This is a genomic window from Hyphomicrobium zavarzinii ATCC 27496, from assembly GCF_000383415.1.
Taxonomy (GTDB): domain Bacteria; phylum Pseudomonadota; class Alphaproteobacteria; order Rhizobiales; family Hyphomicrobiaceae; genus Hyphomicrobium_C; species Hyphomicrobium_C zavarzinii.
Genome location: NZ_KB911260.1, coordinates 122,293 through 148,390, shown reverse-complemented (window position 1 = coordinate 148,390; position 26,098 = coordinate 122,293). Strand labels below are relative to the sequence as shown.

Here is a 26,098-nt window from a genome sequence, read left to right as displayed (position 1 = left end):
TTGGTTCCCGCGGCGCAACGCACCGGGCCCTGTGGCGACGCAAGCCGTTATCAGGCTCGCCGGCCGAAAGCGCCGGATCAGGCCGCGCTCGCCTGCTCGGACGCCCGATCGGCCATATCCGGCTCATAGAAATGATAGGTGCCCCGGCCCGACGCCTTCGAGCGATAAAGCGCAAGGTCGGCGTTGTGGAGCAACTGCTCCTGGTTCGCCCCGTCGCGAGGCGCGATTGCGATGCCGATCGAAACGCCGATGCTCACCGTATTGCCCTTGACCTCATAAGGCGCCGAAAGCTCGTCGATGAAGCGCTCCGAAAGTACGGCAGCATCCTTGATCGCATCCGCCGAAACCTGCACGACGATGAACTCGTCGCCGCCGATACGCGCAACCGTATCGGTCTTCCGGATGCAAGCCCGGATCCGCTCGGCAACGGCCTTGAGCAACGCGTCGCCCACGGCATGCCCCAACGTATCGTTCACCTGCTTGAAGCGGTCGAGATCGAGATAGAGCACGGAAACACTGTCGCCGGGCGCGAGCTTCGCCAGCGCGTGATCGAGACGATCACGAAGAAGCGTGCGGTTGGGAAGGTCGGTCAGGCCGTCATGCAGCGCGAGATGGGTAATCCGGTCCTCGAGACGCAAGCGATGCGTGATGTCCTCGTGCGTCGAAACCCAGCCGCCCTCCGGCATCGGGCTGCGCACCACCGCGATCGAGTTGCCATTCGAAAGCGCATGAACGCTTTCCTTGAGATGCGCGATGCCCGCGACACGCTCGGGCAGATAATCGGCCGGCATCCCGTCCCGGTAGATATCGGTGATGACGTGGTTGTTGATCACATCGGCGAGCGGGGTTCCGGGCACGCAGAGTTGCGCCGGCAGACCGTACATCTTCGCGTATTGCTCGTTGCACATGACCAGACACTGCTCGTCATCGAACATGACAAGCCCCTGCGACATGTGCTTGAGGGCGGCATCGAGCTTCACGTTCTGATCGTGCAGCTTGGCTTGGATCGTCTTGATCTCGGTGATGTCCATGCGAAGGCTCATGTAGCCCTTGAGCTTGCCATCCGCATTCCGCACGGCGGAGTTGATGCAATGGACCCAGTAATAGCTGCCGTCCTTCGCGCGGTTGCGAACATCGCCCTGCCACACCTCGCCCCTGGCCATCGTCGCGAACATCTCGGTCCAGAAGGACTTGGGATGGAGGCCCGAATTGACGAGCGAATGCGTGCGCCCGATCAACTCGTCACGCGAATAGCCGCTGATCTTGCAGAAGTTGTCGTTGACCTCGGTGATGGTGCCGCGCACGTCCGTCTCGGAGAGAATGGCGAGGCGATCGAGGATCACCCGCTGCAGCTTGAGCCGCGCGAGCGCCGAAGCGTGAGCTTCCGCCTGGACGCTCTTGGCTTGCAGCGCATCGTCAAGCGTCCTCGCCACCTTTTGCAGCTCGGCATTGGCCGCGAGCGCCGCGTTGACGAACGGCCGGACGATCCAGAAATACATGAGAGGCGCACTGACGACCGTTACGAAAGCCGCGTCCCAGAGATGATCGATCACGCTGGCCGGTGCGCCCTGCTGCGTCCGCATCGCCATCAGGAGAAAGAGCTCGACCACGAAGATGGTCAGAGCGATCTGAGCCGTAAGCCCAACCAGCTCTTTGGGGATCGTGGGAAGGCGCAGGGTCCGTGTCATGGGCTCGGCCGATCGCAATGAACCAGTTTCGACAGGAACGCCCTTTCGTCACCCGGACCATGTCCGGTGGCGTTCCATACAAAGCAGCTCAAAATGCCGCGGACGCGTGAAATTCTGCTTAGCGCTTATGCTTAATTATCTGTTGCCGTTGAGACTTTTTAAACAAATCTCAACCGTCGCCGGACGTTGTCGGTCGATCCGCCCACTCCACGCGGAGGTCTTCGCCCCGCGCAAACCGGACAAGGTGGTCAGCGACCACGAGCTTGATGCGCTCAAGATCTTCGGCGGTCTCCGCTTCGCACATGAGGAGGAGTTGGGCCTCGGTAGCTCTGAAAAGGCAGGCGCCCGGCTGGAAATCGACGCGGCCCTGATCCGCGTCGTATTCGGCCGTCGTCTTGTGAGCAAAGTGCTTACAGAGCTGCACCAGATAGCGGCTGGCCTTCTCCGAGCTGACGCGGGCTTCTGCTGCGAGCATAGACTTCCATGACACTGATGCAGCGCAGCGGGATGGGGCGGCGCAGTCGAATTGGTCTTGAACGCAACGCGTAACATCCACTACATCTCAATACTAGATTGTAGTAGTGTACTTTTTGGATCACACATGCTGGCGGCAGGCAGGCCCAACGACAAGCTCAGCGACCGCATCCGCGTCCGCGCGCGCAACGTCTCTCCCGCGATCGCGCGGGTGCTTGAGTTCATCGACAACAACCGGCACGAGGTCATGACCCAGTCGGCGCTGGAAATCGCAGCAGCCCTGCGGACATCCGACGCGACTGTCGTCCGCGCCGTCCAGGCGCTCGGCTTCAGCGGATTGCGCGAGTTGCGGCGGGTGGTGGCAACGGCCTCGGGCGTCGGCCAAACCCCTGCGGACACCATCGCCCGCACCGTCGCTTCGATAAAAGCAAGATCGGCAACGGCCGTCGAGCAGGTCTTCGCCGACCACCAGGAAACCTTCAACAACCTGTCCGCACCCGAGACGCAAGCGAGCATTCTCGCCGCGGTCGCGCAGTTGAGACCGGCCAAGAGAATTGGCGTGTTCGGAATTGGTGCAACCGCATTTCTGGCGCGCTATTTCGCAATGTCGCTGAACCGCATCGGCTACCCGACGTTCGTGTTCGACGGATGCCTGTCGCCGCTTCCCGAGCAACTCCTGGAAATGCGCAACATCGACGCCTTGGTGATGCTCGCCTACGGAAAGCCGTTCCGCGAAGCGATCTCGACACTTGGCGAAGCGCGGCGCCTGAAGGCGCCGGTCGTCCTCATCACAGATTCGAAAGAGGTCGCGCTCACGCGTCACGCAACCGCCGTCGTCCCGGTTCTGCGCGGCTTTGCGGGACGTATCGCTCTGCACGGCGCAACGTTCGTATGCCTCGAAGCAATAAATTTCGCGATGGCCGCCGAGAACCCGCCGAAGGCCATCTCTACGCTCGAGCGGCTGACCAGGCTGCGTAGTGCCGTGCACAAATAGGCCCCTGTGACCATTCTGCACCGCTCGCCCTCCCTTCTCGCGGCTGCCCGATCATTTTATTTACTACTACAGTCAGCAATTAAAATCTGAACCCTATCAGCCAGCCAGCCACCGCGCCCGCCGCGACGTTAGCCAGCCAGCCGCCTTTGAAGCTGGAAGCCGCCAGAGCATCTGCGCAGCTCCGTTTCGCTGACAGACTTGGGGAAGATTTATGCGTCACATAAGTGGAATTCGGTCGCGATCCGCGGCCTTCATGCTCGGCACGGGGGCACCGCTTTGGATCGGGCTCGGCCCCGCATTCGCGCAGGAGCAGCCAGCCGAGCTGCCGCCCCTTGAAGTGACCGCCAAACAGAGCGCGAAAAAGAAAAAGAAGGTGGCCAACCCGGCTCCCGCACCAGCCGCCGCATCCGCGCCCGTCGAAACCCAGCCTGCGGCGAAACCCGCGGCCACAACCGTCTCCGCCGAGCCCAGCATCGGCACCAACACCACCGACATCACCTCGCAGGATCTGGCCAGGATCAATCCGAGCAACATCAAGGACGTGTTCTCCGGCCAGCCCGGCATCCTCGTCGGCAGCTCGCTGCCCATGTCGCAGAAGGTGTACGTCAACGGCATCGAGGAAACGAACCTCTCCGTCACCGTCGACGGCGCCCGCCAGAACAACAAGGTGTTCCACCACAACGGCACAAATCTCATCGACCCGAGCTTGTTGAAGGCCGCTCGCGTGGACGCGGGCGTGGCGCCTGCCGACGCGGGATTCGGCGCACTCGCAGGCTCCATCGCCTACGAGACGAAAGACGTCGGCGACCTGCTGGACCGTGACGGCCTCGGCGGGTTCGTGAAATCGTCCTTCAACACCAACGGCAACGTCTTCACCAGCAACCTCGCCGCTTACGGCATGTCCAAGGGCTTCGAAGCGCTCGGCTACTTCAGCTTCGGCGATGGCGACGACTTCGAAGCAGGCAACGGCCAGACCGTCGAAGGAAGCGAGACCGACTTCCTGAGCGGCATCGGCAAGCTCGCCTATCAGGCGACCAGCGGCGATCGCTTCGAGATCAGCCACGAGCGCCTGAACGACGAAGGGCTGCGTCCCTATCGCGCGAACGCGATCATTCCCCCGCTGGGTCTCGAGCCCGCGCTGCGCGAGTACAGGCTCGACCGGCAGACGACGGTATTCAACTACAGCGACGCGACACCCCAGGGCTGGTGGGACCCCAAGGTCGTGCTCGCCTACAGCAAGACCGAGGTCTTCACGCCCTTCACCAATCGCCGCAACGGGCGCGTCTCACCAACCCTCGGCGAGACGGACACCTTCAACGGAAAGGCCGAGAACAAGTTCGCATTCGACACCGGCAACGTGATCGCCGGCATCGACTTCAGCAAGAGCCGCGCCGCTCTCGATTTTCCCGGTGAGTACCCGCGCGAGAAAAGCACGGTCGCGGGCGCTTATGCGCAGGCCAGGATCGAGCCGGTTCTCGGCACGCGCCTCTCGTTCGGCGGCCGCGCAGACCAGCAGTGGTTCACCGGCGTCAACGGCTCGAAGTGGAACGACAGCGGCCTCAGCGGCAACATCTCCGGCGAGCAGGATCTGCTCGGCCGCTTCCTCACCGCGAAGGCGGGCTACTCGCACGTCTGGGCCGGGGTGCCCCTCGCCGAGAATTTCATCATGAGCCCCGCCTGGACCTATCCGAACGGCCTCGAAGCTACCACGGCCGACAACTACACCGCGGGCCTCGTCGCACGCTACGGCGGCTGGACGCTCGAAGGAACGATCTTCCGCACCGAGATCGACAGCGCCCGCATCGCCCTCATCTCCCGCGACGTGGAAAGCGAAGGCTTTGAGATCGGCGCGGGCTACAACTGGGGCTCGGGCTTCCTGCGCGTGAAGTACGCAAACATCGATGCCACCATCGACGGCCTGCCGGCCGATTCCTACACCGGCAACTACCTCGTGACACCCGTGGGCGAAATCATCACCGTCACCGCCGCTCACACGTTCGCCGGAACCGGCCTCACCGTCGGCGCGGACGCCGAGTTCGCGCCCGAGTATGATCGCGTTATCGCGGGCTCGCCGCCCTACCCGTCCTATCGGGTCGTGAACGCGTTCATGGAGTACAAGCCGCAGCTCTCCACCTACGATCTGACGTTCCGCCTCGACGTGCAGAACATCTTCGACGAGACCTACTCGGATCGAGCGTCCTACGGCCACGAGTTCCCCGGCGAAGTGACGCCGCTCTACGAACCCGGCCGCTCGTTCCTTCTCAGCACCACCGCGAAGTTCTGACGGATCGCGAGCTTGTCCTTGGGGAGCGCTGCCTGCGTTGCGGCGCTCCCTTCCTTTAGCAGCGCTCCGTCACCGGTACACGTAGGTGATGACGAAGGTCCGGTCCGCAATCGTCGACTTGTAGGGCGGCAGCGGAAAATAGGTCTGCTTGGTGGCGAACACGACGCTCTGATCGAGCCCGTCGCGCCCCGATGGCTCGACCACGCGCACTTCCGCAAGGTCTCCGTTCTCGGTCAGAATGAGCCGGACCGTGACACGTCCGAACACACCTCTCGGCGGCGGCATGGTTGCGCGCAAGGCGCGGATCACGCCCCGCCCGAACTCGTCGTTCTCGCCCGAGCGTGTGATGCCGGGCGGGCGCGAGACGGAGGACGAGCGTCCCGGAGGCGCGACTGCGGCATCCTTCGGCGAAGGCTCGAGCCGCGCCTGCTGCTGGGCTTTCTTCTTGGGCGGGGCGGGCTCGGCCTTCTTCTCCGCAGGCTGGGCGGCCTCCGCTTTCTTTTCGACGGGCTTCGCCTCCTCCTGCTTTTGCGGCTCGGCTGGCTTCTCCGGCGGATCGGCCGGCTGCGGGATGGTCGCGAGATCGGGAAGCAGCGTCTCGAAGTCCGGCAGCGCCGATTTCTGTTCCGGTTTAGGCTCCGCTTGCTTCGCCTCTTGCGGCGGCGGCTGAGGTTGCGGCTCCGCGGCCTTCGGCGCGGGCTCGGGCGGAGCCGGTTGCGGAGGTGCTGGCTCTGCCTGCTTCGGCTCAGGCTTCGGCGGCTCTTGTTGCGGTGGCTCTGGTTGCGGTGGAACCGGCGGCGTGGGGCTCACCGGGGGCGCAGCACCCGGCGGCGGCATCGCAACCGACTCGAGGCTGCGCAAATCGGCGGCACTGACGAGCTCCACCGCAATCGCATCGTTCGAGCCCGACCGGTCTCCCATTGTGCGCGGAACCGAACGGCCGATCTCGATGAACAACGCCGCATGAAAAAGAAACGCCAGCGCAAGCGCAACCTGAAACGGCCGCTGCCCCTTCTCCAGAGGTGGAACAAGCCGCTCAGTCAGCGCAAACGTTTCATCGGCAGTTTGCATGAGCTCATCTGTCAACGTGAGGTGCGGCGCCCATCCTGGCATTTCGCATCACATGGCGCCCCACATCCGCCTTCACAACCGGCAGGTTGTCGCTCCCGATATGTCACCCGCCTCGATATCTCACCCCGGCGGTGCCATCTACGTTCCGCGAAGCTTTCACCCGGCCCGAGACTACGCGGGCAGGGCGTGCTCCGCTATCGGGGCGCTCGACATTTCCCCTCCCGCCGTGGCTTCTCCGCCCTATAGTCCGCCAAAAGGAGACGGCAGCCATGAGCCAACGCGGAACCATCAGAGCCGGGATCGGAGGCTGGACCTTCGAGCCCTGGCGCGGCGTCTTCTATCCGGAAAAACTCCCGCACGCCAAAGAGCTGCACTATGCGAGCCGCGCGCTGAGCACGATCGAGATCAACGGCACCTACTACCGCTCGCAAACGCCCGCCACATTCGGGAAATGGGCCAGCGAGGTGCCGGACGGCTTCGTGTTCTCCCTCAAAGGGCCGCGCTTCGCCACCAACCGGCGCGTGCTCGCCGAAGCCGGCGACTCGATCAAACGCTTTCTGGATTCCGGCCCCACCATGCTGGGGGACAGGCTTGGCCCCATCCTCTGGCAATTCGCGCCCACCAAGAAATTCGATGCGGCGGATTTCGGCGCCTTTCTCGAGCTGTTGCCAAAAACATTCGACGGCCACGCTCTGCGCCACGTCGTCGAGGTACGCCATCCCTCGTTCAAGGACAGCGAGTTCGTGACGCTCCTCCGCCACTTCGAGATCCCGGTCTGCTATGCCGATCACCCGACTTATCCCGCCATCGCAGATCTCACGGGAGACTTCGTCTACGCGCGTCTGCAGAAAGGCGAGGACGAAAACCCCACGGCCTATCCGGCCAAGGAGATCGCTACCTGGGCTTCAAGGGCAAACGCGTGGGCCGCAGGCGAGCTGCCCAAGGCGCTCGCCCCGGATCTCGCCGGAGAGCCACCAAAGAAACCCGGCAAACCGCGTGACGTCTTCGTCTACTTCATTCACGGCGGCAAGATCCGCGCTCCCGCCGCCGCGCAAGCCTTCACGGAAGCGCTCGCAAAACCAAGCGCTCCCAAAAGCAAGCCGAAGAAGTGACGGGATCGGCTGCGTCAGCCCGCCTTGCCTTCCGTCACCTTCTTGAGATTGGCGAGGCCTTTCTCGAACTGCCCGCCGATCATTTTGTCGCCGTTCATGATCGTGCAGATCGCGCGCTCCAGGAACCCGCGCTCACCCGACATGCTCCACGTCACGATCGTTCGCGGACCATCGCCCTTGAAGACGAACTCGCTGTTGGCCGATCCCGCAAACGGCTTGACGAAATCGGTGCGGATGCGGACGAGCTCGCTCGGGCGGCTCTCGACGACCGTCATGCTGCCTTCGCCGACCTCGTGATTGCCGGACCAGCGCAACACGGCGCCTTGGCCCGACGCCGGCCCCTCGAACGTTGCCTTGGCCGCCGGGTCGAGCTTTGCCCACGGCGACCACGCCTCCCAGTTGTGGAAGTCGTTCACCTCCGCGAACGTCTGCTCGGGCGTGGCGACGACGATCGCCGACCGCTCGACGCGATACGCCGAGGGCTGCAAGGCCACGTAGACGCAGAACGCGGCCACCACCGCGACAACCAGAAGGGCAATTCGCTTCAACATTTTGTCTTCCCCGAACCAGAGCCTCGTCGACGGAGGGCGCATATCACCCCGGCGCGTTACAAACCAGTCTAGCGCTCCCTCTTGACATGATTACGCCCGACACGCTTGCCTTGCTGGCATGAGCGGTCCGCCTGCCGGGCCCCAAAGAAACGGGAGAACAGAGATCATGCGCACGACCACGAAAACACTCTCGCTCGGCTTCGCCGCACTGGCGGCAGTCCTGGCGGCAACCGCCCCCGCGCGCGCGGCTGATCCCTCCTACGTGGGGACGTGGGCCTCCGATCTGGCTCAGTGCAAAGTGGGCCAGGATCGCCAGGAAGCCCCCCTCGTTCTCTCGAAGGACGGCTACGATCAACACGAGACCCACTGCAAGTTCAAATCCGTCGACGGCGCGGATGGCGAGTGGAAGGTCAGCTCGGAGTGCACGATCGAAGGGAGCGCGGAACCTTACAACTTCACGCTCACCGTCTCCGGCGACACGCTGACTGTGACGGACGAGGCCGGCTCCCGCGATCTGCTCGCCTGCCGGTAGGCGTTCACACCGCCGATACTGAACTCTGATCGCCTCGGACTTATCGGTCCGGGGCGCCTGCGTTCGCGCCACACGTCCCCATCATTCGACGCGCTTGCCCGATCTGCGCCACATTTCGCCCGCGCCCGGGGAGCAGCGTCCACGCGCGCCGTGTCCCGCGGTCCCGAGATGGGCCGCGAACCGGCACGCAAGACGGACGTCACATCAGGGAGAACAACAAGATGAAACTGATCGCCAGAAGCGCAGCGTTCGCGCTGGCCGCAGGCACGCTCGCCGTCATGAGCGGCGGCGCCAATGCAGCCTGCAAGCAGATCGGCGCGGTCGGAACCGGCGTCACGCAGGACATCGCGAAGTTCATGGCCGATGCCGCGCTGAAGAACATCCGCGAGAACCAGGGGTACGCAAAGGCTGCCGGGGCCACCACCTACAAATGCGAGACGGGCATGATCGCCACCGACTGCCACGCGCGTCAGAAAGTTTGTCAGTAGCACCGCCGGAAGGCGCGACGGAAACTCGCGCCTTCCCCGTTCTTCCCTACAAGACGGCGCATCCGGTCCCCCACCGGAAGAGACCCAGAGAGAGCGCCGGTCGAGCAAGGAGAACGGACATATGACACGTAAGGGTAAGTACATTCTCGCCGGCATCGCCGCCGCAACCGTAGGTCTCGCCGCAGCGGGCGCTATCGCCCAGCGCGGACACTGGGAAGGCCACAAAGGCCGTCATCACTTCGGCCCCGGCGCCTCGGCCGGTCTCCTGGGCCTCGGCTTCGGCGGTCCCCATGGCCGCATCTGCCGCGGCGACAGCGCCGAGTTCGCCGACCTCATGCTCGTGCGTCTCGAGCACCGCGTGAAAGTGACGGACGAGCAGAAGCCCGCCTTCGAGGAATTCAAGACCGCCACCCGCGCCGCCGCCGACAAGCTGCGCGAAGGCTGCCCCAAGAAGCCCGAAGCAAGCGACGAGAACACCCCGCGCAAGACGCCGATCGAGCGCCTCGCGCAGACGCAGGCCGGTCTCGAAGCCTCTCTCGAGGCGCTGAAGACCTACCGCCCGGCGGCCGAGAAGTTCTACGCGAGCCTCACCGAGGAGCAGAAGGCCAAGCTTACGGAGCGTCGCGGCAAGGGCCACTGGAAGCGCGATCACGGTCCGGACCAGAAGGGCGGCCACGGCCCCGACGATCAGAAGGACGGCCCCGCTCCCGGCGACAAGGGCTAATCCGGCAAGAGGCGCGGGCGGAGTTAACCCTCCGCGCCTCATTCTCCTCGAAGAATTGCCGCCGGAGCCTTGATAACTCCCCAAACCTGGATCATCGTGGTCTTTCTGGATCATGACACAGGTTGAGGTGGCAATGCTGCGGCGCGTTGCACTCGTTTTGCTTTTGCTGGCAGCATCCGGCCTTGCGGCGATCTTCGCCGCGGGCCGCTTCGGCGTGACATTGCCGTGGGACATCGCGAGCAGCACCGCGCCGGATCCCGCGCAGAAAACGGCCGCACCGGTCTCAAAAGATCGTGAACAGGCGCCCGCTGCCAAGGAAGAGCAGGCCGCCAAGTCGGCCGAAACCGTCATCGACCAGACCGTCGCGGCGCTCGGTAAATCGGACGAGCCAAAACCCGCGTCCGGAAACGTCGAGATCGACATCTCCCGCATTTCTCCGGATGGCTCGTCGGTATTCGCCGGACGCGCCGAGCCGGATACTTATGTAACGGTCATGGAAAACGGAAAGCCGGCAGGCACCGTGAAATCAGACGAGCAGGGCGAGTGGAGCCTTGTCACCGATCATAGGTTCGCCAGCACCGACCCGACCCTCACCTTCTCGACCAGCAAGACACCGCCCCCCGCGCCGGAACCGCCTAAAACACAAGTGGCGGCCGCCGCACCCGTCCCGGCCAGCCCCGCCTCGCCCTCCGCGGTCGCGAGCGACGTGATGCGCAAATTCGAGAACCTCGTCTCCGAAGCACGTGAGGAAGCGGAGAAGAACGCGCACGACACGCAACAAACCGGAAAGAAGAGCGAGGGCGAGACGCCCGCCGCAACGGGAGCACCTGCGACGCCGGACGCGCCCGCCTCATCCTCGACCACGGCGTCGTCCTCCAGCAGCGCAGCCGAAACCTCTGTCGCAGCCAACGCCACGAGCACGACCACGGAGCAAGCTGCCGGTGCAAGCACGAGCACCGCCGCCAGCGAAAAGACGGCCGCCGCCGATACGGATCGCACCACGACCGTCATCCCGGTGCCCATCATGTTCGTCTATAACGAGGCGGTGCTGACGCCCGAGGGCGAGCGCGCGGCCCGCCTGCTCCTCGAATACCTGACGCTGAAGCGCCTCTCGGCCGTCGAGCTCACCGGCCACGCGGACGAGCGCGGCACCAACGACTACAACTTCGATCTCTCGCGCGACCGCCTCAATACGGTTTCGGAGATCCTGAGAAACGGCGGCTACACCGGCGAGCTGAAACTCACGCCCAAGGGCAAGACGGAGCCGTTCATGGGCGTCGATCGCACGGCTTACAAGGGCGAGGCGCTTTACCAGCTCGACCGCCGCGTCGAGCTGCGAGTGACACGCTGAGCGCCCGCATCTCCACCCACTCGCGCAAAAAAAAGGACCCCGGTGCGGGCCGGGGCCAGGAGTGTGGGAGGAGAAGGGATCCAGAACGTGAAGGTCGTTGCGGGGTGTTACTGGCAGGTCTGAAGCAGCTCCCAGACGCGCTTGCACTTGCCGGCGACGCACACGTTTTTCGGCGTCTTGACGTACGAGCAGTGATAAGCGCCCGAGAAACCCTGGTAGCCGTTCATCGGCTTGTCGAACTGATAGGTCTGGGCGAAGTATTCCTTGCCGCCTTTCGCATCCGCATCGCTGCTGGCAATGAGCGGGAACAGAAGAGCTGCGGCAGCGAGAACGGCGAGAGCGCTGGTGCGAGCAATGGTCATCGAAGCCTCCATCTTGTGCCCCTCGGTCAAGGGCGGGTTGAGTGATCTGATGCCGTGAACCTAAGCGGCTCTGCCATCGCCCGCTGTTCCAGGCGTGACACTCGCGGCTTTTCGTGAAAAATCTCGCGCGCCAGTCCATCACGCCGCCGAGAAGGCCCCATGAACTCGAGTACGCCCGGCGCCTCCCCTGTCTTGACACCCGGCCTCACGGGGCACGCGGAAGTGCGCGTGACGGAAGCCCTGTGCGCTCCCGCCGTCGGCAGCGGCGCGATCATGGTCTATGCCACGCCGAGCATGGTCGCTCTCATGGAGGCCGCGGCCGTGGCGTGCGTGGAGCATCGCCTCGCGCCTGGCCAGGCGAGCCTCGGCGTTCAGATCGAGGTCAGTCACACAGCGGGCACGCCCGTTGGCCTCGCCATTTACGCCACTGCCACCCTCGTCGCCGTGGACGGACGCAAGCTGACGTTCGAGATCGAAGCCCGCGATTCGAAGGAAAAGATCGGCGCGGCGCGGCACACCCGGGTTGTCGTCGATGCGGAACGCTTCAAGGCCAGGATCGCGTCAAAATCCGCCTGACGTCCCCCTCGTCCTCGTCCCCGTCCCACTGCCCCCTTTATCCCCACTCTCCGCAGTGTGTGGCCAGCGGGCCTCCCCGCGGACGGCTTTTGTTGCTAGAAAGGGTGCAAGAATCGGGGAGAGACACAATGCGCTTCACGCTGTCCACGCTGCTCATTCTGTTTGCCACCGCGGCAACCGCTGGAGACGCATCCAAAGCTCCGCCGGCTGCGGGCGCAGCGGCCAAGGCGGCCGGCGCGGCGGCAACGGAAACATCCGCGCTTCCCGACAATCCCGCGAAGAAGAGCTGCGCGAATGCGGACGCGCTCGGCGTCGCCCGCACAGTGGAGATCGATACCACCGGCGGCCCCGGCTTTGGCCTCGATCACTACAAGGCCTACGACTTCCTGCAGGAAAAGGAGGTCGTCCTGACCTTCGACGACGGCCCGCAGGTCAACACCACGCGCGCCATTCTCGACGCCCTCGACGAGCAGTGCACCAAGGCGATCTTCTTCAGCCTCGGCAAAATGGCGATCGGCCTGCCTGAGATCATTCGCGACGTCGCCCATCGTGGCCACACCGTGGGCACCCACACGTGGTCGCACGCCGACATGAGAAAGAAATCGGACCAGGACGCGAAGGACGAGATCGAGAAGGGCATCAGCGGCGTGCGCCGCGCTGTCGGCGGTCCCATTTCGCCGTTCTTCCGCTTCCCCTACCTCCGTGACTCGCAGGCGACGCTCGCCCACCTCGCGAGCCGCAACATCGCCGTGTTCTCGACCGACGTCGACAGCTTCGACTTCAAGCGCCAGACGCCGGAGCAGCTTGTTCAGGCCATCATGAAGCGGCTGGACAAGAAGGGCAAAGGCATCCTGCTGATGCACGACATTCAGCCCCATACGGCCAAGGCCATGCCGAGCCTGCTCGCAGCGCTGAAGGCTGGCGGCTACAAGATCGTGCAGATGAAAGCCAAGGACGACCTCAAGACCCTGGCCGAGTACGACGCGATGATCGAGAAGGACGTGAAGGGCCTTCCGGCGGTCGGCGCCGAGCGGCCGATGTCGAGCGTGATCAAAACGGTCCCGACGGGCCAATAACACGGTCCGGAAGCCCCTCCCGATTGGTTAACCGCAGGGGCCTCCGACATGTATCGACACGAAAAAGTAGTCACATCACGCCCGCTTCATCGGTAAACTCCTCAAAAACGCCAAAACTGGGCGAGAGAGAGTTTTGATGAACATGAGACGAATCCTGCGCCCGGCTCTGCTGGGCCTTGCGCTGGCGTTTGCGCTGATGCCGGCCCAGAGAGCTGCCGCCGAGACCTGCTCTGCCGAAAGCTTCGGCGAAGCCGTCGACGAGTCGGCCGCTGAGCTGCGCGCCTTCAGCGCCGAGACGCAGCCCCGGCTCAAGCAGAAGCTCCAGGCCCTGCGGGACCACAAGAAGTGGACCGACCCGGATTTCGAGGCCAAGGGGCTCGCGCTCGTCCATGACAAGAAGCTCGACGAGTTCGACGCCCAGGCGGGCGAGCTTCTGGGTAAGATCGATACACTCGGCACACCGGAGACCGAGGCGGCGGCGGCAGGCAGCTGCGCCAATCTCTCGGAGCTGAAAGCCGCTTCCAGCGAGCTGATGGCCGTGATGCGCGCGAAGTCCTCCTATCTCATTGCCAAGATCGACAAGGAAATCGGCGCACCGGCCGCCGCGGCGCCATCCACTGTCGCGACCAGCGAGCCGGTCCCCGCTCCCACCCCGGCCGTTCCGCCACCGTCCTTGTCGCGCGAGCCCGCGTCGCCCCCTCCAGCATCGCCACCGGCTGCGTCGGCAGACGCACAGCCCGAGAAGCCCGCTGGGCCTGCCTCTCCGGTCCGCAAGACCGAGACCGCCAAAACCGAAACCCCCAAGACCGAGACCACGAAGCCGGCCGCCACCTCACCGCCTCCCGCGTCGGCTCCGGCCGCGGGTTCGAAGGGTAAGGAGGAGACGGAGAAATCTTCGAGCTGGAGCACCACCACCGCGCAGGCCGTGATCCCGCCGCCGCCTGTGGTGCGCACGCCGTCGCCCAACCACGATCTCCCGCCCGCCTTCGAGCCTCCGGCACCTGGCGATCCGCCGGGCGCGCCTTATGCGCTGCCCCCTGCAGACGGCATCCCGCATGCCCAGGACGGCTACACCATCGACGAGATCCGAGCGGCGACGCAGGGTTTCTTCGGCACAATCTCGACCTCGCTCGCGAGCGTCATCGAGCACGCCTTCAAGCAGGCGGGGCGACCCACCGCATACGTGCTCGGCAAGGAAGGCGGCGGCGCGTTCCTCGCAGGCCTCCGCTACGGCGAAGGCACGCTCTACCTGCGCTCCGGCGGCACGCAGCAAGTGTTCTGGCACGGCCCGTCGATCGGCTACGATGTCGGCGCCGAGGGATCGCGCACACTGTTCCTGATCTACAATCTCGATGAGGCCAACAGCCTGTTCCGCCGCTTCACCGGCGTGGACGGCTCCGCCTATCTCGTCGGAGGCGTCGGCATGACGCTGCTCAAGGGCGGCCCCGTCCTGATGGCACCGATCCGCTCCGGTCTCGGCCTGAGGCTCGGCGCAAGCATCGGCTACGTGCGGTTTACGCCACGCCCGACCTGGAACCCGTTCTGAGACGAGACATCGAACGCCCGCGAAACAGAAAACCGCGCCGGATTGAACGAAATCCGGCGCGGTTTTTTTGTTTCGGAGCCGGAAGCTGAGCTCAGAAGCCGTAACCGTAGGAGTAGCTGTTGTACAAACCGCGCGGCTGATAGTACGGGCGCGGCGCGGCGTAGTACCGGCGCTTGCGAGACGGCGGCGCATAGTAGCCAGGCGGCGGCTGCGCATAGGCGTAATTGCCGCGCTGCGCATAGCTCGGCGGCAGATAGCGGTATCCGGCGCGGCGCGTCGATGTTTCATCCCGCTCGCGCGAGGCCACACGCTCCGAATAGGAATGATCCGGGGTTCCGTGCACCACGATCTCCGTGCGCGCCTTGCCGTGATCGTTGACCAGCTTGAACAGTGCCGCCGCGTTCTTCGGCGCAAGCCGCACGCACCCGTGCGAGGCCGGGCGCCCAAGCTGGTTGATCGCATAGGTAGCGTGGATCGCGACGCCCTTGTGGAAGAAGATCGCGTGCGGCATCGGCGCGTAATCGTACTGGCGCGAGTACCACATCTTCGACATCCACGTCGGTTGGAACGTGCCGGTCGGCGTACGGTAGCCGTAGCGGGCCGACGAGATCTTCCAGGTGTAACGGGGCGTACCGTTCTCCGACACGGTCATCACCTGCCGCGTCAGATCGATGTTGATGCCGAGCGTCGGCTCCGGCGGAGGCTCCTGCGTAACGGCTGCGGTCTTGGGCTCCTCCGCCATCGCGGAAGCGGGTGCCGTGCCTGACGCAGGCTGCGGAGCGCTCATCCGCTCGGCAGCCGTCTCGGAGGCGGGCGTGGCCGAAGGCGCCTGCGCGGCGGCCGCTTCGACACTCGCTTCGGGCGCCTTCGGAATGGATTGAGGCGCAGGAGAAACCGTCAGCGTGGGCGGCGCGGGCTCAGCCGGGCCGGCAGCCGACTTGTTGATGATCGTCACAGTCGGAACGCCACCCTGCGCGGCTGGCTTCTCGGGCGCGGTCTGCGCATGTGCTACCGCCGCTCCCAACGAGACGGCAAGCGCACCGACCAGAACCTTCAACCTCATCACAACTCTCCAACGCGATACAAACTGAGAGGTAACAATGACGAGCACAGAGACCTAACTCGTACAGATGGACCATGAACGGGGCAGCACCGGGACCGCCCGTAAAACCCGACCTTAATGCGTGATGGTGATGCGTGTCCGCCCCGCGCCGTAGCTGCGCACGAGCTGGAAGAACTCGGCCGCATTTCCCGGCGACAGGCGAACGCAGCCGTGCGACGCGGGACGTCCGAGCCGGCTCACCTCGTTGGTGGCGTGAATGGCATAGCCGCCGCTGTAGAACACGGCGTTGTGCATCGGCGCGCCGCTGTATTTCGTAGAGTACCAGCGCCGCTCCAGGCGCTGCGCCCGGAAGTTGCCCGACGGCGTGGCGTAGCGGCCCCGGCCCGTGGACACCGGCCAGCTATAGTAGAGCTGGCCGTTCACATAGACCTGCATGGTCTGGCTGCTTTTGCTGATGCGGGCGTGGACGTTGGCCGAGGCCGTGGCAGGCACGAGGGCCGACGCGACCGCAAGGGCGATCGCGAGGACGAGAGGGCGCATCACTCTTTACTCCAGACACAGAAGAGGGCGGCCGCGAGAGCGGCATCAGGAAAAAGAAACCGCAATTCCGTTAGGATATCGTTTCCCAAGCAGACTTTCAAAGGCCGACGGATACCCAGGTAAACACGTTATCGGCCGTTTACCTCTGGAGCAGCAGTCCCCGGGCTGCCACGCAAGCGCCGGAGCCATCACGCCTGGGTCTTGATCGCCTCGAACGCACCCAGCGCCGCTGCACGCGCCTCCGCGTGCGCGACGATCGGGGCCGGATAGGTGGACCCGATTTTCACTTGAGCCGCCTCCAGAACAGCCGCCGAGGCCTGCCAGGGCTGATGGATGACGGAGGCCGGAAGCCCCGCCAGCTCCGGCACCCAGCGGCGCACATACTCGCCCTCCGGATCGAATTTCTCGCCCTGAAGCACGGGATTGAAGATGCGGAAATAGGGAGCGGCATCCGCGCCGGACCCCGCCACCCACTGCCAGCTCGCCGCGTTGTTCGCGAGATCGGCATCCACCAGCGTATCCCAGAACCACGCCTCGCCCTCCTGCCAAGGCAAGAGAAGGTGCTTGATCAGGAAGGATGCCACGATCATGCGCACACGGTTGTGCATCCAGCCCGTGGTCCACAGCTCCCGCATTCCCGCATCCACGATCGGATACCCGGTGGCACCCTTCTTCCAGGCTTTCAGGTGAGCAGCGCTCTTGCGCCACGGAAAACCGGAGAACTCGCTCCGGAACGGCACCTCGGGAAGATCGGGCCAGTGATGGAGCAGATGCGCGGAGAACTCGCGCCAAGCCAGCTCCTTGAGATAGGTCTCGACGCCTCCGGCCGCCTTCCGCTCTCGCGCTCCCGCCGCTTCCGCGGCCCACCAGCACTGGCGCGGGCTGATCTCACCGAATGCGAGATGCGGAGATATGCGCGAAGTGCCCTCCAGATCCGGCCGGTTTCGCTCATCCGTATAGTTGGCGATGGCCTCGTCGAGGAAAGACGAGAAGCGCGCTCGCGCGCCGTCCTCGCCCGGCGTCCATGCGTCTCTCATGCCACCCGCCCAATCGGGCCGCTCCGGCAGAAGACCCCACGACTGGAGACGCTCGCTCTTCGGCAGCTTGGCGGGTGCGCGAAGCTGAGTGGGGGCGGAGAGCGGCTTCGAAACCGTGACCTTGGACCGCAACGCGCGCCAGAACGGCGTGTAGACTTTGAACGGTCCCCCCGCCTGAGTGGTGAGCTGCTCGGGTTCGTGCAGCAGCGTTCCCGCGAACCGCCGCAGCCCCACGCCCTGCGCGTCGAGCCTGTCGCGCACCTCACGCTCGAGCCGTTGCGCCCAGGGCTCGTAGGCGCGCGAGCAATGCACCGCCTCGGCCTTCGTCTCCTTCGCCAAGGCGGAGAGCACATCCCCGCTGGCGCCTCTCCGCAGCACCAGCGATCCGCCGAGCCCCGAGATCGAACGATCGAGCGCTTCGAGGCTGTTGTGGAGCCACCAGCGCGAAGCCGCACCCGCACGCCAGGAGCCGGGAGCAGCGTCATCCAGGATGTAGACCGCGAGCACGGGAGAGCCCGTCTCCACCGCTGCACAGAGCGCTGCGTTATCACCAAGCCGAAGGTCCCGGCGAAACCAGACGATAATCGGCTTGTCCGTCATAGAAACCCGCGCGATCGAGAAAAGACGTCCCTCGCAAAACGAGCTTTCGCGCGCGACGGATCACTCGGAAATCACGCAGGGCGGCGCGCGATTGCGGTATGCGGCTCGGATCGAGCCTCTAGTTGAAAAGCAGATCGAAGATCGTCTTGGGCTTTTTCTTCACGGTGGCGCGCTTGGCCGGAGGCGGCTGCTGCTGGCCGAAAGCGCCGCCGAATGGCGTGTCCCAGGGCGCCCATCCGCCCGTCTGGCTGGTGCTCGTGAAGCGCCGGTCACCCGCCAGTCCTTGCCCGGCCATCTCGGGGCGATCCGCGCGCAACGCGAATTCGTCGGTGACGCCGTCCACGCTCGCAACCGTCACCTTGCCGTTCTCCCACGTCCAGTTCGCGACTTTCTCGCCCTGCTTGTGAGGCTCGATGGCGACGACGACGCCCGCCTCCACATCCACCACCGCGACCTGCTCGAGATCCTCCGTACCCGTCTTCGTCGTCACGGAGCCGCCGAAGAAGCGCAGCGTGCCGATCCCCTTGAACGGCGGCTGCTTGAGCTCCCATTCGAGCAGCTTCGGCTGCCCGCTTCCCATCATCTCCAGCGGAATGGCGAGCCGCGGATACAGATCGTTGATGGCCACGAACCGCTGACCGCGTGACACGACACGCCACGTATCGATCCCCGCATCAGCAAGAACCGTATCCTCCGCGCGAGACGGCACGCTGCCGAGCCGCTGCAGCGACTCCGTCGCGTCACGATAGCCGGGCCGCAGCGTCTGCGCCTTCTTGAGATCGGCTATCGCCTGCTCGGTCTGCCCTTGGGCTTCCTCGATCTCGGCCTTCACCCAATAGACCTCGGCCGTCTCGGGATTGAGCTTCTGCGCAACCTCGATATCGCGCAGCGCCACATCGATCTGTCCGGCCTGTTTGTAGGCATAGGCGCGATAGGCGAACGCGAGCCCCGAGCGCGGATCGATCTCGATGGCGCGGTTGAGATCTCCGAAAGAGTCGTCCTGCGCCTCGGCGAGACCAAAGGCGAACCCGCGTTCCGCGTAGGCGATCGCGTTCTTCGGATCGATCTCGATGGCCTTGGTGAAATCCTTGATCGCCGAGGCGGTATTGCGCGTCGCGAGGTAAGCCTTGCCGCGCAGCACGTAGCTCTCGGCATGAGAGACATCGAACGCGATGGCGCGAGAAAGATCCTCGATCGCCTCGTCGTAGTGCTCCACCTCGAGCTTGGCTTCCGCGCGGTTACGGTATCCGGCGGCGAAGCGCGCATCCGCCTTGACCGAGCGCGTGAAATCGCGGATCGCCGCGTGCGGACGCAGCAACGCGAGATGGGCGAGGCCGCGGCCGCTGAGCGGCGCGGGATTGGAAGGAAGAAGCTGGATCGCCTTCGTGTAGTCGGCGATCGCGTCGTCGAGCTCGCCGAGGCGTACATAGGCGCCCGCCCGGTTGTTGTAGGCGGCGGCATAGCCCGGGGCCAGCACGATCGAGCGGTCGAAATCTTTCACCGCCTCTTTGGCGAGCCCCAGCGACAAGAGCAGGTTGCCGCGATTGTTGTAGACGGCAGCGAACTCCGGAAAGAGCTGCGCTGCCAGATTGAAATCCTCGAATGCCTGCCGCGTGAGGCCCAGCTTGATGTTGGCGACGCCGCGGTCGTTGAGGATGGCGGCGCGACGGTCGTTCGGAAGCGCCGTGTCCTTGAGCGCTTCGGTATAGCTCTGGACTGCCTGCTGAACCTCGCCGCGCACCAGCGCGCCCGCCGCTTCCTCTGCGATCTGAGGCTCGCCGGGTGCAGCTTGCGCAGGCGCGTTGAGCCCGCCCGTGAGAAGGGCGAGCGCGAGCACGGCGCGAACGGGATGCAGGCGAACCATCGAACCTCTTGGCCACGTGCCGGAAATGCCGGCATAGTAGACGGATGGAAGACGCGAATCTTCTTCCCAATATAGCGCAACGTTCAATAAAGGCAGATTGTGGCCCGGGCACGATACGGCAGCGAACGCCCCGCAATCTCCGCAATAGGCCCCCGGTAGTCCCCTGGTAATTCCATGAACCTCTGGCTGCGCCTGGTGTGGCTGCTCTTGACGGCACCCTTCCGCCCGAAAATCTCGGTCCCCGACGGCTTTTCCACGCTCACCCTCCGGGTGCTCCCGAACGATCTCGATCTCAGCCTGCACATGAACAACGGGCGCTATCTCACGATCATGGACCTCGGGCGCATCGATCTCATCATCCGAGGCGGCTTGGGAAAGGCAGTCTGGCGCAACGGCTGGACCCCGGTCGCGAACGCCGTCGTCATCCGCTTTCGCCGCGAGCTGCGCGCCTTCGAGCGCTATCGCCTGGAAACACGTGCCGTAGCGTGGACGGAGCAGGCCGTCGTCATGGAGCAGACGTTCGTCTTCGCCGCGGGAGATCGTGAAGGACAGGTGGCGGCCAAGGCCTTGGTCAAAGGCGCGATCTACGACCGAAAGGAACAGCGCTACGTCCCCATACCAGACCTGTTCGAGCTGATTGGCGGCCCGGCGGAAAGCCCACCGATGTCGCCCGAGGTCGAAGCGTTCCTTGCCGCTGATCGCTCCATGCGCGAAGCCGGCCGGTCCGCCCAGCCCGGCGCCTGATCCGCCTAGCGCGCCGCGGCCGGCATCAGCCGCGCGAGAACCGCAGGAAGACGCTCCGGCAGATCCTCCGCGATCAGGCCAGGCCCGAAATCCGAGGCGGCTGCGCCATGCAGCCACGCCGCCGCAGCGGCCGCTTCGAATGCGGGCATCCCCTGCGCCAGAAGCCCGGTGATGAACCCGCCGAGCACATCGCCCGAGCCCGCCGTCGCGAGCCACGGCGGCGCGTTCACGTTCACCGCCGCGCGTCCCGAAGGCTCCGCGATCACTGTGTCCGGCCCTTTGAGCAGAATGATCGCGCCGGTCTCCCGGGCCGCGCCCCGCGCCCGTTCGAGCCGCGCGCCCCCGCCCGCGCCGAACAGGCGAGCGAACTCGCCGTCGTGCGGCGTCAGCACGACGGGGCCCGCATGGCCACGAATAGCGGTCACGAGGCGCGCGAGGTCGCCCGAGAAGGACGTCAGCGCATCCGCATCGAGCACCACACCCGCTGGCGAGCGCAGAGCCGCTTCCACCAGTCGGCACATGGCCTCTCCCACGCCGCCGCCGGGGCCGATCAGGAGCGCATTCTTCCGCTCGTCATCAAGGATCGCCGAAAGCCCCTCCGGTCCCTCGAACGGCCGCAGCATGATCGCGGTGAGATGCATCGCGTTGACTTCGACCGCGTCGAGCGGGCTCGCCACCGTCACCAGCCCCGCGCCTGCCCGGAGCGCGCCGCGCGCGCCCAGCCGGGCCGCCCCCGTCGCATGAGGCGCACCCGACACGACGACGGCATGGCCGCGCGCATACTTATGGCCCGTGTGAGACGGCCAGCGGAAATGCTCGCGCCACAGAGCGAGCCCGTTCACCCGCGCCTTGATGTCGAGCTTCGCCAGAACATCCGGCGGCGTCCCGATGTCCGCGAGCCGCACGGTGCCGCACAGCTCCCGGCCTGGAAAGAGCACATGCCCGGGCTTGAGGCGGAAAAACGTCACGGTCTCCGTGGCGCGAAACACCGAGCCTAGCGCCTCACCCGTCGCACCGTCGAGCCCGCTCGGCACATCGATGGCGAGAACTGGCGTGCCGGACGCGTTGACGGCCGCGATCACCTCCGCCGCAACACCCTCGATCGGCCGCGAGAGACCGGCCCCGAACAACCCGTCGATGATGAGATGCAGGCTCTCGAGCTTGTCAGGGTCGAGCGGCCGCACGGGACCGTCGAACCGGCGCGCCATTTCGGCCGCATCACCCTTGAGTGCCGCCTTCTCGCCGAGCAGGAACAGGCGCACGTCGTAGCTCGCGCGCTTGAGAAGCCGCGCCGCGACGAACCCGTCACCGCCGTTATTGCCCGGGCCGCACAGCACCGCCACGCGCGAGCCGGGTGGCACGAGACGGCGCGCGGCATCCGCAACCGCGCGTCCTGCCGTCTCCATCAGCGCGAGGCTTGCAACCCCGTGCTCGACCGCCAGCCGGTCCGCCTGCCCCATCTCGCTCGGCGTCAGGAGCTCCGGCAGCCCCCCGTCCAGCCAAATCGTCTGCGTCGCCACGCCGTGCCTCGTCCTATTCGTGAAACCTTCGACCCCGACCGTAGAGAGATCGGGGCGCATTGGCCATGCCGGCCGCGGGACGGATACTTTGACCAACCGCCTACGGCAGCGGCACCACGGACGGCTCTGGCGGACTTTCGTGCACAAAAAGCGCGCATAACGCACAATTTTTGAGCTATTAAGGGCAGCTGGACTGCCCATCCGAAAGGCAGTAATCAACCAAGCTTCTGAAAACAAACAAGTTAATTTGGATCAATCGACTTGGCATATCCCGTGCTACCCGATGGCCGGTCCGGCGCATCTGGCTTTGCGATCGGGACTGCTGGAGGACAAGGGCGCATGAAGAAGATCGAGGCCATTATTAAGCCCTTCAAGCTCGACGAGGTCAAAGAAGCTCTCCAGGAGATCGGCCTGCAGGGCATCACCGTGATCGAGGCGAAGGGGTTCGGCCGTCAAAAGGGCCACACGGAGCTGTATCGCGGCGCTGAGTACGTCGTCGACTTCCTGCCGAAGGTGAAAATCGAGGTCGTGTTGGGCGATGAGATGCTCGACAAGGCCGTCGAGGCGATCCAGAAAGCGGCCAAAACCGGCCGCATCGGCGACGGCAAGATCTTTATCTCGTCGATCGAGGAAGCCATTCGCATACGCACGGGCGAGACCGGCGCAGAAGCAATCTGATCTGCGCTGCGTCTCACGCGTGATACGCAAACTCAAATCCAAAGGGGAGTGTTTATGAAAACGGTCAGTGACGTCCTGAAGTTGATCAAGGACAAGGACGTGAAGTTCGTCGACCTGCGGTTCACCGATACCAAGGGCAAGATGCAGCACGTCACCGCTGACGTGAGCACGGTCGACGAAGCCATGTTCGAGGGCTACGCCTTCGACGGTTCTTCGATCGCCGGCTGGAAAGGCATCGAGAGCTCGGACATGTTCCTCAAGCCCGATCCGTCTTCCGCCCACGTCGACCCGTTCTTCGCTCAGACGACCGTTGCCATCTTCTGCGACGTCATCGAGCCGCTGACCGGCCAGCCCTATGAGCGCGACCCGCGCTCGATCGCCAAGAAGGCCGAGGCTTACATGCTCTCGCTCGGCATCGGCGATAAGGTCTACTTCGGCCCCGAAGCCGAGTTCTTCATCTTCGACGACGTGAAGTTCTCGACCGACATGTACAACGTCGGCTTCAAGGTCGACAGCTCCGAGCTGCCCACCAACACCAGCACCGAATACGAGATGGGCAACCTCGGCCACCGTCCGCGCGTCAAGGGCGGCTACTTCCCGGTTCCCCCGATCGACAGCTGCCAGGACATCCGCTCCGAGATGCTCTCGGTGCTGACCGAGATGGGCGTCACCGTCGAGAAGCACCACCATGAGGTGGCGGCCGCTCAGCACGAGCTCGGCGTCAAGTTCGGCCCGATGATCACGATGGCCGACCACATGCAGATCTACAAGTACGTGGTCCATCAGGTCGCTCAGGCCTACGGCAAGTCCGCGACCTTCATGCCGAAGCCGATCTTCGGCGACAACGGCTCGGGCATGCACGTGCACCAGTCGATCTGGAAGGGCAGCGAGCCGACCTTCGCCGGCAACAAGTACGCCGACCTTTCGGATACCTGCCTCTACTACATCGGCGGCATCCTGAAGCACGCGAAGGCCATCAACGCCTTCACCAACCCGCTCACCAACTCCTACAAGCGTCTGGTGCCGGGCTACGAGGCCCCCGTTCTGCTCGCCTACTCGGCGCGCAACCGCTCCGCCTCCTGCCGTATTCCGGTCGTGACCAGCCCGAAGGCCAAGCGCATCGAGGTGCGTTTCCCCGATCCGGGCGCCAACCCCTACCTCGCCTTCGCGGCTCTCCTCATGGCCGGCCTCGACGGCATCCAGAACAAGATCCATCCGGGCGACCCGATGGACAAGAACCTCTACGACCTGCCGCCGGCAGAGCTCGCCAAGATCCCGACCGTTGCGGGCAGCCTGCGTGAGGCCCTGGCCTCGCTCGACAAGGACCGTGCATTCCTCAAGGCTGGCGGCGTGATGACCGACGACATGATCGACGCCTACATCGAGCTGCGTATGGCAGAGAACATGCGTTACGAGATGACGCCGCATCCGGTCGAGTACGACATGTACTACTCGGTCTGAGAGACACCCCGATCACGACGGGGGAAGGAAAGGCCCGGCAGCGATGCCGGGCCTTTCTCGTTATGGATCTCTGCGGAGCACTCAGCAGACAAGCGCTCAGTAGAACAGCAGAACGCCGATGAAGATCGAGGCCAGCGCGAGCCGGTAGAAGCTGCGCTCGTTCTGCATCAGCCAGCCCACGAAGCGGCGCGGCAGCTCGCTCCACGACACGCGCGCGAGCGCCGACAGCACGAACCCGAGCACCAGGCCCAAAAGCAGCGACCCCGGCTGCACGCCCGAGTGATCGCCAGTGAACAGACTGTCGAACGAAAAATCGGGGACCGGCGCCGAGCCGATCACCACCAGCACGCCGGCAGCGAGAAATCCGAAAGCCAGAAGCGAAAGAAACCCGATCGCCGATCTCATGTGAGCCTCGCGAGGCTTGGCCTGACCGTGTGGGGTGCGAGCGAGACGCGCTCGCATCGAAAACGGAAAGCAGGCTCGAACAGAACTTGGAGCACACCGAAAGCGCCGGGCGGCTTGACCGCTTCTCAGGCGCATCCCGAGCTTAAGCCGCCCGCCTCAACGTTCGGTTAACCAAGGCCGCGACGGATCCGGAGCGGCCCGCGACTTGTGCATACTTCGGATATTGACAGCTCTGGGTCTCAGGCGCACACTTTCAAAACTCCTCGAAAGGAGGTCTAAGAAAATGTCACCACCGGATCAGATGAGACCGCTCGCGAACTGAGTGGATTGCTCTGTTTAAGAGAGCAATTGGCGAGCGGCGCCAAACAGACAATTTGAAATTGCACGTGGAAACTTGGGTAAGACTGCGAGCTTTCTAAGCATCGCGGCGGAAGGCCGTGAATTCGATCGACAGACCTGGCGCCAGGGATCGGAGGCCAGAGGGATCGACAGGGAGAAAGAGAGGCCGTATCCGGCCCTTTCCCGACACGGACCGATGCAGGGCCCGATAAGGAAAGCAGCATAGCCACCAAGCACCCACGAAAAAGGATCAGACGGCTAGGACGAAATGCGGAACCGGCAGGCGGCTCCGGAGAGACGCGATCCTTCGACGAAGGCAGATCTCTCGTAACGGAAGTTCGTGACGCCCCGCAGCGCAATTGAAAGAGTCCTTGTCCGCGATCTCGCGAGCCCGCTGGAGCAATCTCCGGCGGGCTCAAGTTTTTTCGCCACGCGTATAGCTCCCCGTTGAGGTCGCCAGCGCAACGCTGCGCACCTTGCGGCGTAGCGCACTGCAGCAAAAACCAACCAAACCACGTCAAGGAATCTGGACGGAGCTCCCGTCAAGCGATCTGGATTTAACCTACGGAAGTATTTATACGTAGGCACACAGCCGGAACAGGCTGGATCCAAGGATGGAGCTCGTAATATGTGGAAGTGGACGGTGGCGGCGGTTCTCGCAGCAGTCATTCCGACTGCAGCATCAGCTCAGGACGTCGAAGCAGGCGCTGCAGTATTCAAAAAATGCGCAGCTTGTCATCAGATCGGACCAAGCGCGAAAAACGGGCTCGGTCCCGAATTGACCTGCGTGATCGGCCGCAAAGTCGCGTCCGTCGAGGGATTTCAGTATTCCGAGGGCCTGAAGAAAACCGATTGGACCACCTGGGACGATGACCACTTTCTGAAATGGGTGGAGAACAACAAGAAGCTCGTGCCCGGAACCAAGATGATCTTCCCGGCCGGCGTCAAGAATGAGACCGACCGCGCCAACCTGCTCGCCTACGTGAAGGCCCAATGCGCCAAGTGATCCAGCGAGTGA

The 26,098-nt window shown here is 64.5% G+C and carries 25 protein-coding genes; 14 read left to right on the top strand and 11 right to left on the bottom strand.

Features of this window, described 5'->3' with window-relative positions; genetic code table 11:
* Window positions 1-77 precede the first annotated feature (77 nt).
* Together F812_RS25660 and F812_RS0117150 are read right to left on the bottom strand one after the other, a co-directional pair.
* A complete protein-coding gene (locus F812_RS25660; RefSeq protein WP_020087225.1) occupies window positions 78-1,688 on the bottom strand; it encodes a sensor domain-containing protein in 1,611 nt (536 codons plus the stop codon).
* A 169-nt stretch (window positions 1,689-1,857) separates the two neighbouring features.
* A complete protein-coding gene (locus F812_RS0117150) occupies window positions 1,858-2,163 on the bottom strand; it encodes a DUF2218 domain-containing protein (RefSeq protein WP_020087224.1) in 306 nt (101 codons plus the stop codon).
* Between the two features lie 126 nt (window positions 2,164-2,289).
* Here F812_RS0117150 and F812_RS0117145 point away from each other — a divergent pair, with 126 nt between their 5' ends.
* On the top strand, window positions 2,290-3,156 hold the full coding sequence (locus tag F812_RS0117145; protein ID WP_020087223.1) for a MurR/RpiR family transcriptional regulator: 867 nt from the start codon (window positions 2,290-2,292) through the stop codon (window positions 3,154-3,156).
* 211 nt (window positions 3,157-3,367) lie between these two features.
* A complete protein-coding gene (locus tag F812_RS0117140) occupies window positions 3,368-5,440 on the top strand; it encodes a TonB-dependent receptor domain-containing protein (RefSeq protein ID WP_156827499.1) in 2,073 nt (690 codons plus the stop codon).
* 69 nt (window positions 5,441-5,509) lie between these two features.
* Here F812_RS0117140 and F812_RS0117135 read toward each other — a convergent pair whose 3' ends face one another.
* Window positions 5,510-6,511: an energy transducer TonB family protein gene (locus F812_RS0117135; RefSeq protein ID WP_040498780.1), complete on the bottom strand. Its 1,002-nt coding sequence runs from the start codon at window positions 6,509-6,511 to the stop codon at window positions 5,510-5,512.
* Between the two features lie 269 nt (window positions 6,512-6,780).
* Here F812_RS0117135 and F812_RS0117130 point away from each other — a divergent pair, with 269 nt between their 5' ends.
* Window positions 6,781-7,623, top strand: a complete 843-nt coding sequence (locus F812_RS0117130) for a DUF72 domain-containing protein (RefSeq protein ID WP_020087220.1) — start codon at window positions 6,781-6,783, stop codon at window positions 7,621-7,623.
* A 14-nt stretch (window positions 7,624-7,637) separates the two neighbouring features.
* Here F812_RS0117130 and F812_RS0117125 read toward each other — a convergent pair whose 3' ends face one another.
* Window positions 7,638-8,174: an SRPBCC family protein gene (locus F812_RS0117125; protein ID WP_020087219.1), complete on the bottom strand. Its 537-nt coding sequence runs from the start codon at window positions 8,172-8,174 to the stop codon at window positions 7,638-7,640.
* A gap of 166 nt (window positions 8,175-8,340) precedes the next feature.
* On the opposite strand from F812_RS0117125, the gene F812_RS0117120 reads away from it, so the two are divergent.
* The 4 genes from F812_RS0117120 to F812_RS0117105 all read left to right on the top strand — a co-directional run bounded on the left by F812_RS0117120 (window position 8,341) and on the right by F812_RS0117105 (window position 11,269).
* A complete protein-coding gene (locus tag F812_RS0117120) occupies window positions 8,341-8,706 on the top strand; it encodes a hypothetical protein (RefSeq protein WP_020087218.1) in 366 nt (121 codons plus the stop codon).
* A gap of 221 nt (window positions 8,707-8,927) precedes the next feature.
* On the top strand, window positions 8,928-9,194 hold the full coding sequence (locus F812_RS0117115) for a hypothetical protein (protein WP_020087217.1): 267 nt from the start codon (window positions 8,928-8,930) through the stop codon (window positions 9,192-9,194).
* A gap of 121 nt (window positions 9,195-9,315) precedes the next feature.
* Window positions 9,316-9,918, top strand: a complete 603-nt coding sequence (locus F812_RS0117110; RefSeq protein ID WP_020087216.1) for a Spy/CpxP family protein refolding chaperone — start codon at window positions 9,316-9,318, stop codon at window positions 9,916-9,918.
* Window positions 9,919-10,030: 112 nt separating this feature from the next.
* The gene (locus tag F812_RS0117105; protein ID WP_083929235.1) at window positions 10,031-11,269 is read left to right on the top strand and encodes an OmpA family protein; all 1,239 of its coding nucleotides are present in this window, start codon (window positions 10,031-10,033) and stop codon (window positions 11,267-11,269) included.
* 107 nt (window positions 11,270-11,376) lie between these two features.
* Here the strand turns inward: F812_RS0117105 and F812_RS24410 are convergent, their stop codons facing one another.
* Entirely contained in the window at window positions 11,377-11,631 is a 255-nt protein-coding gene (locus F812_RS24410; protein ID WP_156827498.1) for a hypothetical protein, read from the bottom strand.
* 159 nt (window positions 11,632-11,790) lie between these two features.
* Here F812_RS24410 and F812_RS0117095 point away from each other — a divergent pair, with 159 nt between their 5' ends.
* From F812_RS0117095 to F812_RS26150, 3 genes are all read left to right on the top strand, one after another.
* Entirely contained in the window at window positions 11,791-12,207 is a 417-nt protein-coding gene (locus F812_RS0117095; protein ID WP_020087213.1) for a thioesterase family protein, read from the top strand.
* A gap of 128 nt (window positions 12,208-12,335) precedes the next feature.
* Window positions 12,336-13,283, top strand: coding sequence for a polysaccharide deacetylase family protein (locus F812_RS0117090; RefSeq protein WP_020087212.1), 948 nt, complete (start codon window positions 12,336-12,338; stop codon window positions 13,281-13,283).
* A gap of 136 nt (window positions 13,284-13,419) precedes the next feature.
* Entirely contained in the window at window positions 13,420-14,829 is a 1,410-nt protein-coding gene (locus F812_RS26150; RefSeq protein WP_020087211.1) for a DUF1134 domain-containing protein, read from the top strand.
* A 91-nt stretch (window positions 14,830-14,920) separates the two neighbouring features.
* On the opposite strand, the gene F812_RS24405 is transcribed toward F812_RS26150, so the two are convergent.
* From F812_RS24405 to F812_RS0117065, 4 genes are all read right to left on the bottom strand, one after another.
* On the bottom strand, window positions 14,921-15,892 hold the full coding sequence (locus tag F812_RS24405) for a L,D-transpeptidase (protein ID WP_020087210.1): 972 nt from the start codon (window positions 15,890-15,892) through the stop codon (window positions 14,921-14,923).
* A gap of 114 nt (window positions 15,893-16,006) precedes the next feature.
* A complete protein-coding gene (locus tag F812_RS0117075; RefSeq protein ID WP_020087209.1) occupies window positions 16,007-16,432 on the bottom strand; it encodes a L,D-transpeptidase in 426 nt (141 codons plus the stop codon).
* A gap of 188 nt (window positions 16,433-16,620) precedes the next feature.
* Window positions 16,621-18,069: a cryptochrome/photolyase family protein gene (locus F812_RS0117070; protein ID WP_020087208.1), complete on the bottom strand. Its 1,449-nt coding sequence runs from the start codon at window positions 18,067-18,069 to the stop codon at window positions 16,621-16,623.
* 118 nt (window positions 18,070-18,187) lie between these two features.
* Window positions 18,188-19,933 carry a tetratricopeptide repeat protein gene (locus F812_RS0117065; protein WP_020087207.1) on the bottom strand — a complete coding sequence of 582 codons (1,746 nt, stop codon included), beginning with the start codon at window positions 19,931-19,933 and terminating at the stop codon, window positions 18,188-18,190.
* Between the two features lie 174 nt (window positions 19,934-20,107).
* Between F812_RS0117065 and F812_RS0117060 the strand changes: the two genes are divergently transcribed.
* Window positions 20,108-20,677, top strand: a complete 570-nt coding sequence (locus tag F812_RS0117060) for a thioesterase family protein (RefSeq protein ID WP_020087206.1) — start codon at window positions 20,108-20,110, stop codon at window positions 20,675-20,677.
* A 5-nt stretch (window positions 20,678-20,682) separates the two neighbouring features.
* Here the strand turns inward: F812_RS0117060 and F812_RS0117055 are convergent, their stop codons facing one another.
* Entirely contained in the window at window positions 20,683-22,137 is a 1,455-nt protein-coding gene (locus F812_RS0117055) for a bifunctional ADP-dependent NAD(P)H-hydrate dehydratase/NAD(P)H-hydrate epimerase (RefSeq protein ID WP_040498770.1), read from the bottom strand.
* Between the two features lie 399 nt (window positions 22,138-22,536).
* On the opposite strand from F812_RS0117055, the gene F812_RS0117050 reads away from it, so the two are divergent.
* Both F812_RS0117050 and glnA read left to right on the top strand, forming a co-directional pair.
* Window positions 22,537-22,875: a P-II family nitrogen regulator gene (locus tag F812_RS0117050; RefSeq protein WP_020087204.1), complete on the top strand. Its 339-nt coding sequence runs from the start codon at window positions 22,537-22,539 to the stop codon at window positions 22,873-22,875.
* Between the two features lie 54 nt (window positions 22,876-22,929).
* Window positions 22,930-24,336: a type I glutamate--ammonia ligase gene (glnA, locus tag F812_RS0117045; protein ID WP_020087203.1), complete on the top strand. Its 1,407-nt coding sequence runs from the start codon at window positions 22,930-22,932 to the stop codon at window positions 24,334-24,336.
* A gap of 96 nt (window positions 24,337-24,432) precedes the next feature.
* Here the strand turns inward: glnA and F812_RS0117040 are convergent, their stop codons facing one another.
* Window positions 24,433-24,741 (bottom strand): hypothetical protein, encoded by a 309-nt coding sequence (locus F812_RS0117040; RefSeq protein ID WP_020087202.1) that lies wholly within the window; start codon window positions 24,739-24,741, stop codon window positions 24,433-24,435.
* A 967-nt stretch (window positions 24,742-25,708) separates the two neighbouring features.
* Between F812_RS0117040 and F812_RS0117035 the strand changes: the two genes are divergently transcribed.
* The gene (locus F812_RS0117035; RefSeq protein WP_020087201.1) at window positions 25,709-26,086 is read left to right on the top strand and encodes a c-type cytochrome; all 378 of its coding nucleotides are present in this window, start codon (window positions 25,709-25,711) and stop codon (window positions 26,084-26,086) included.
* Window positions 26,087-26,098 lie beyond the last annotated feature (12 nt).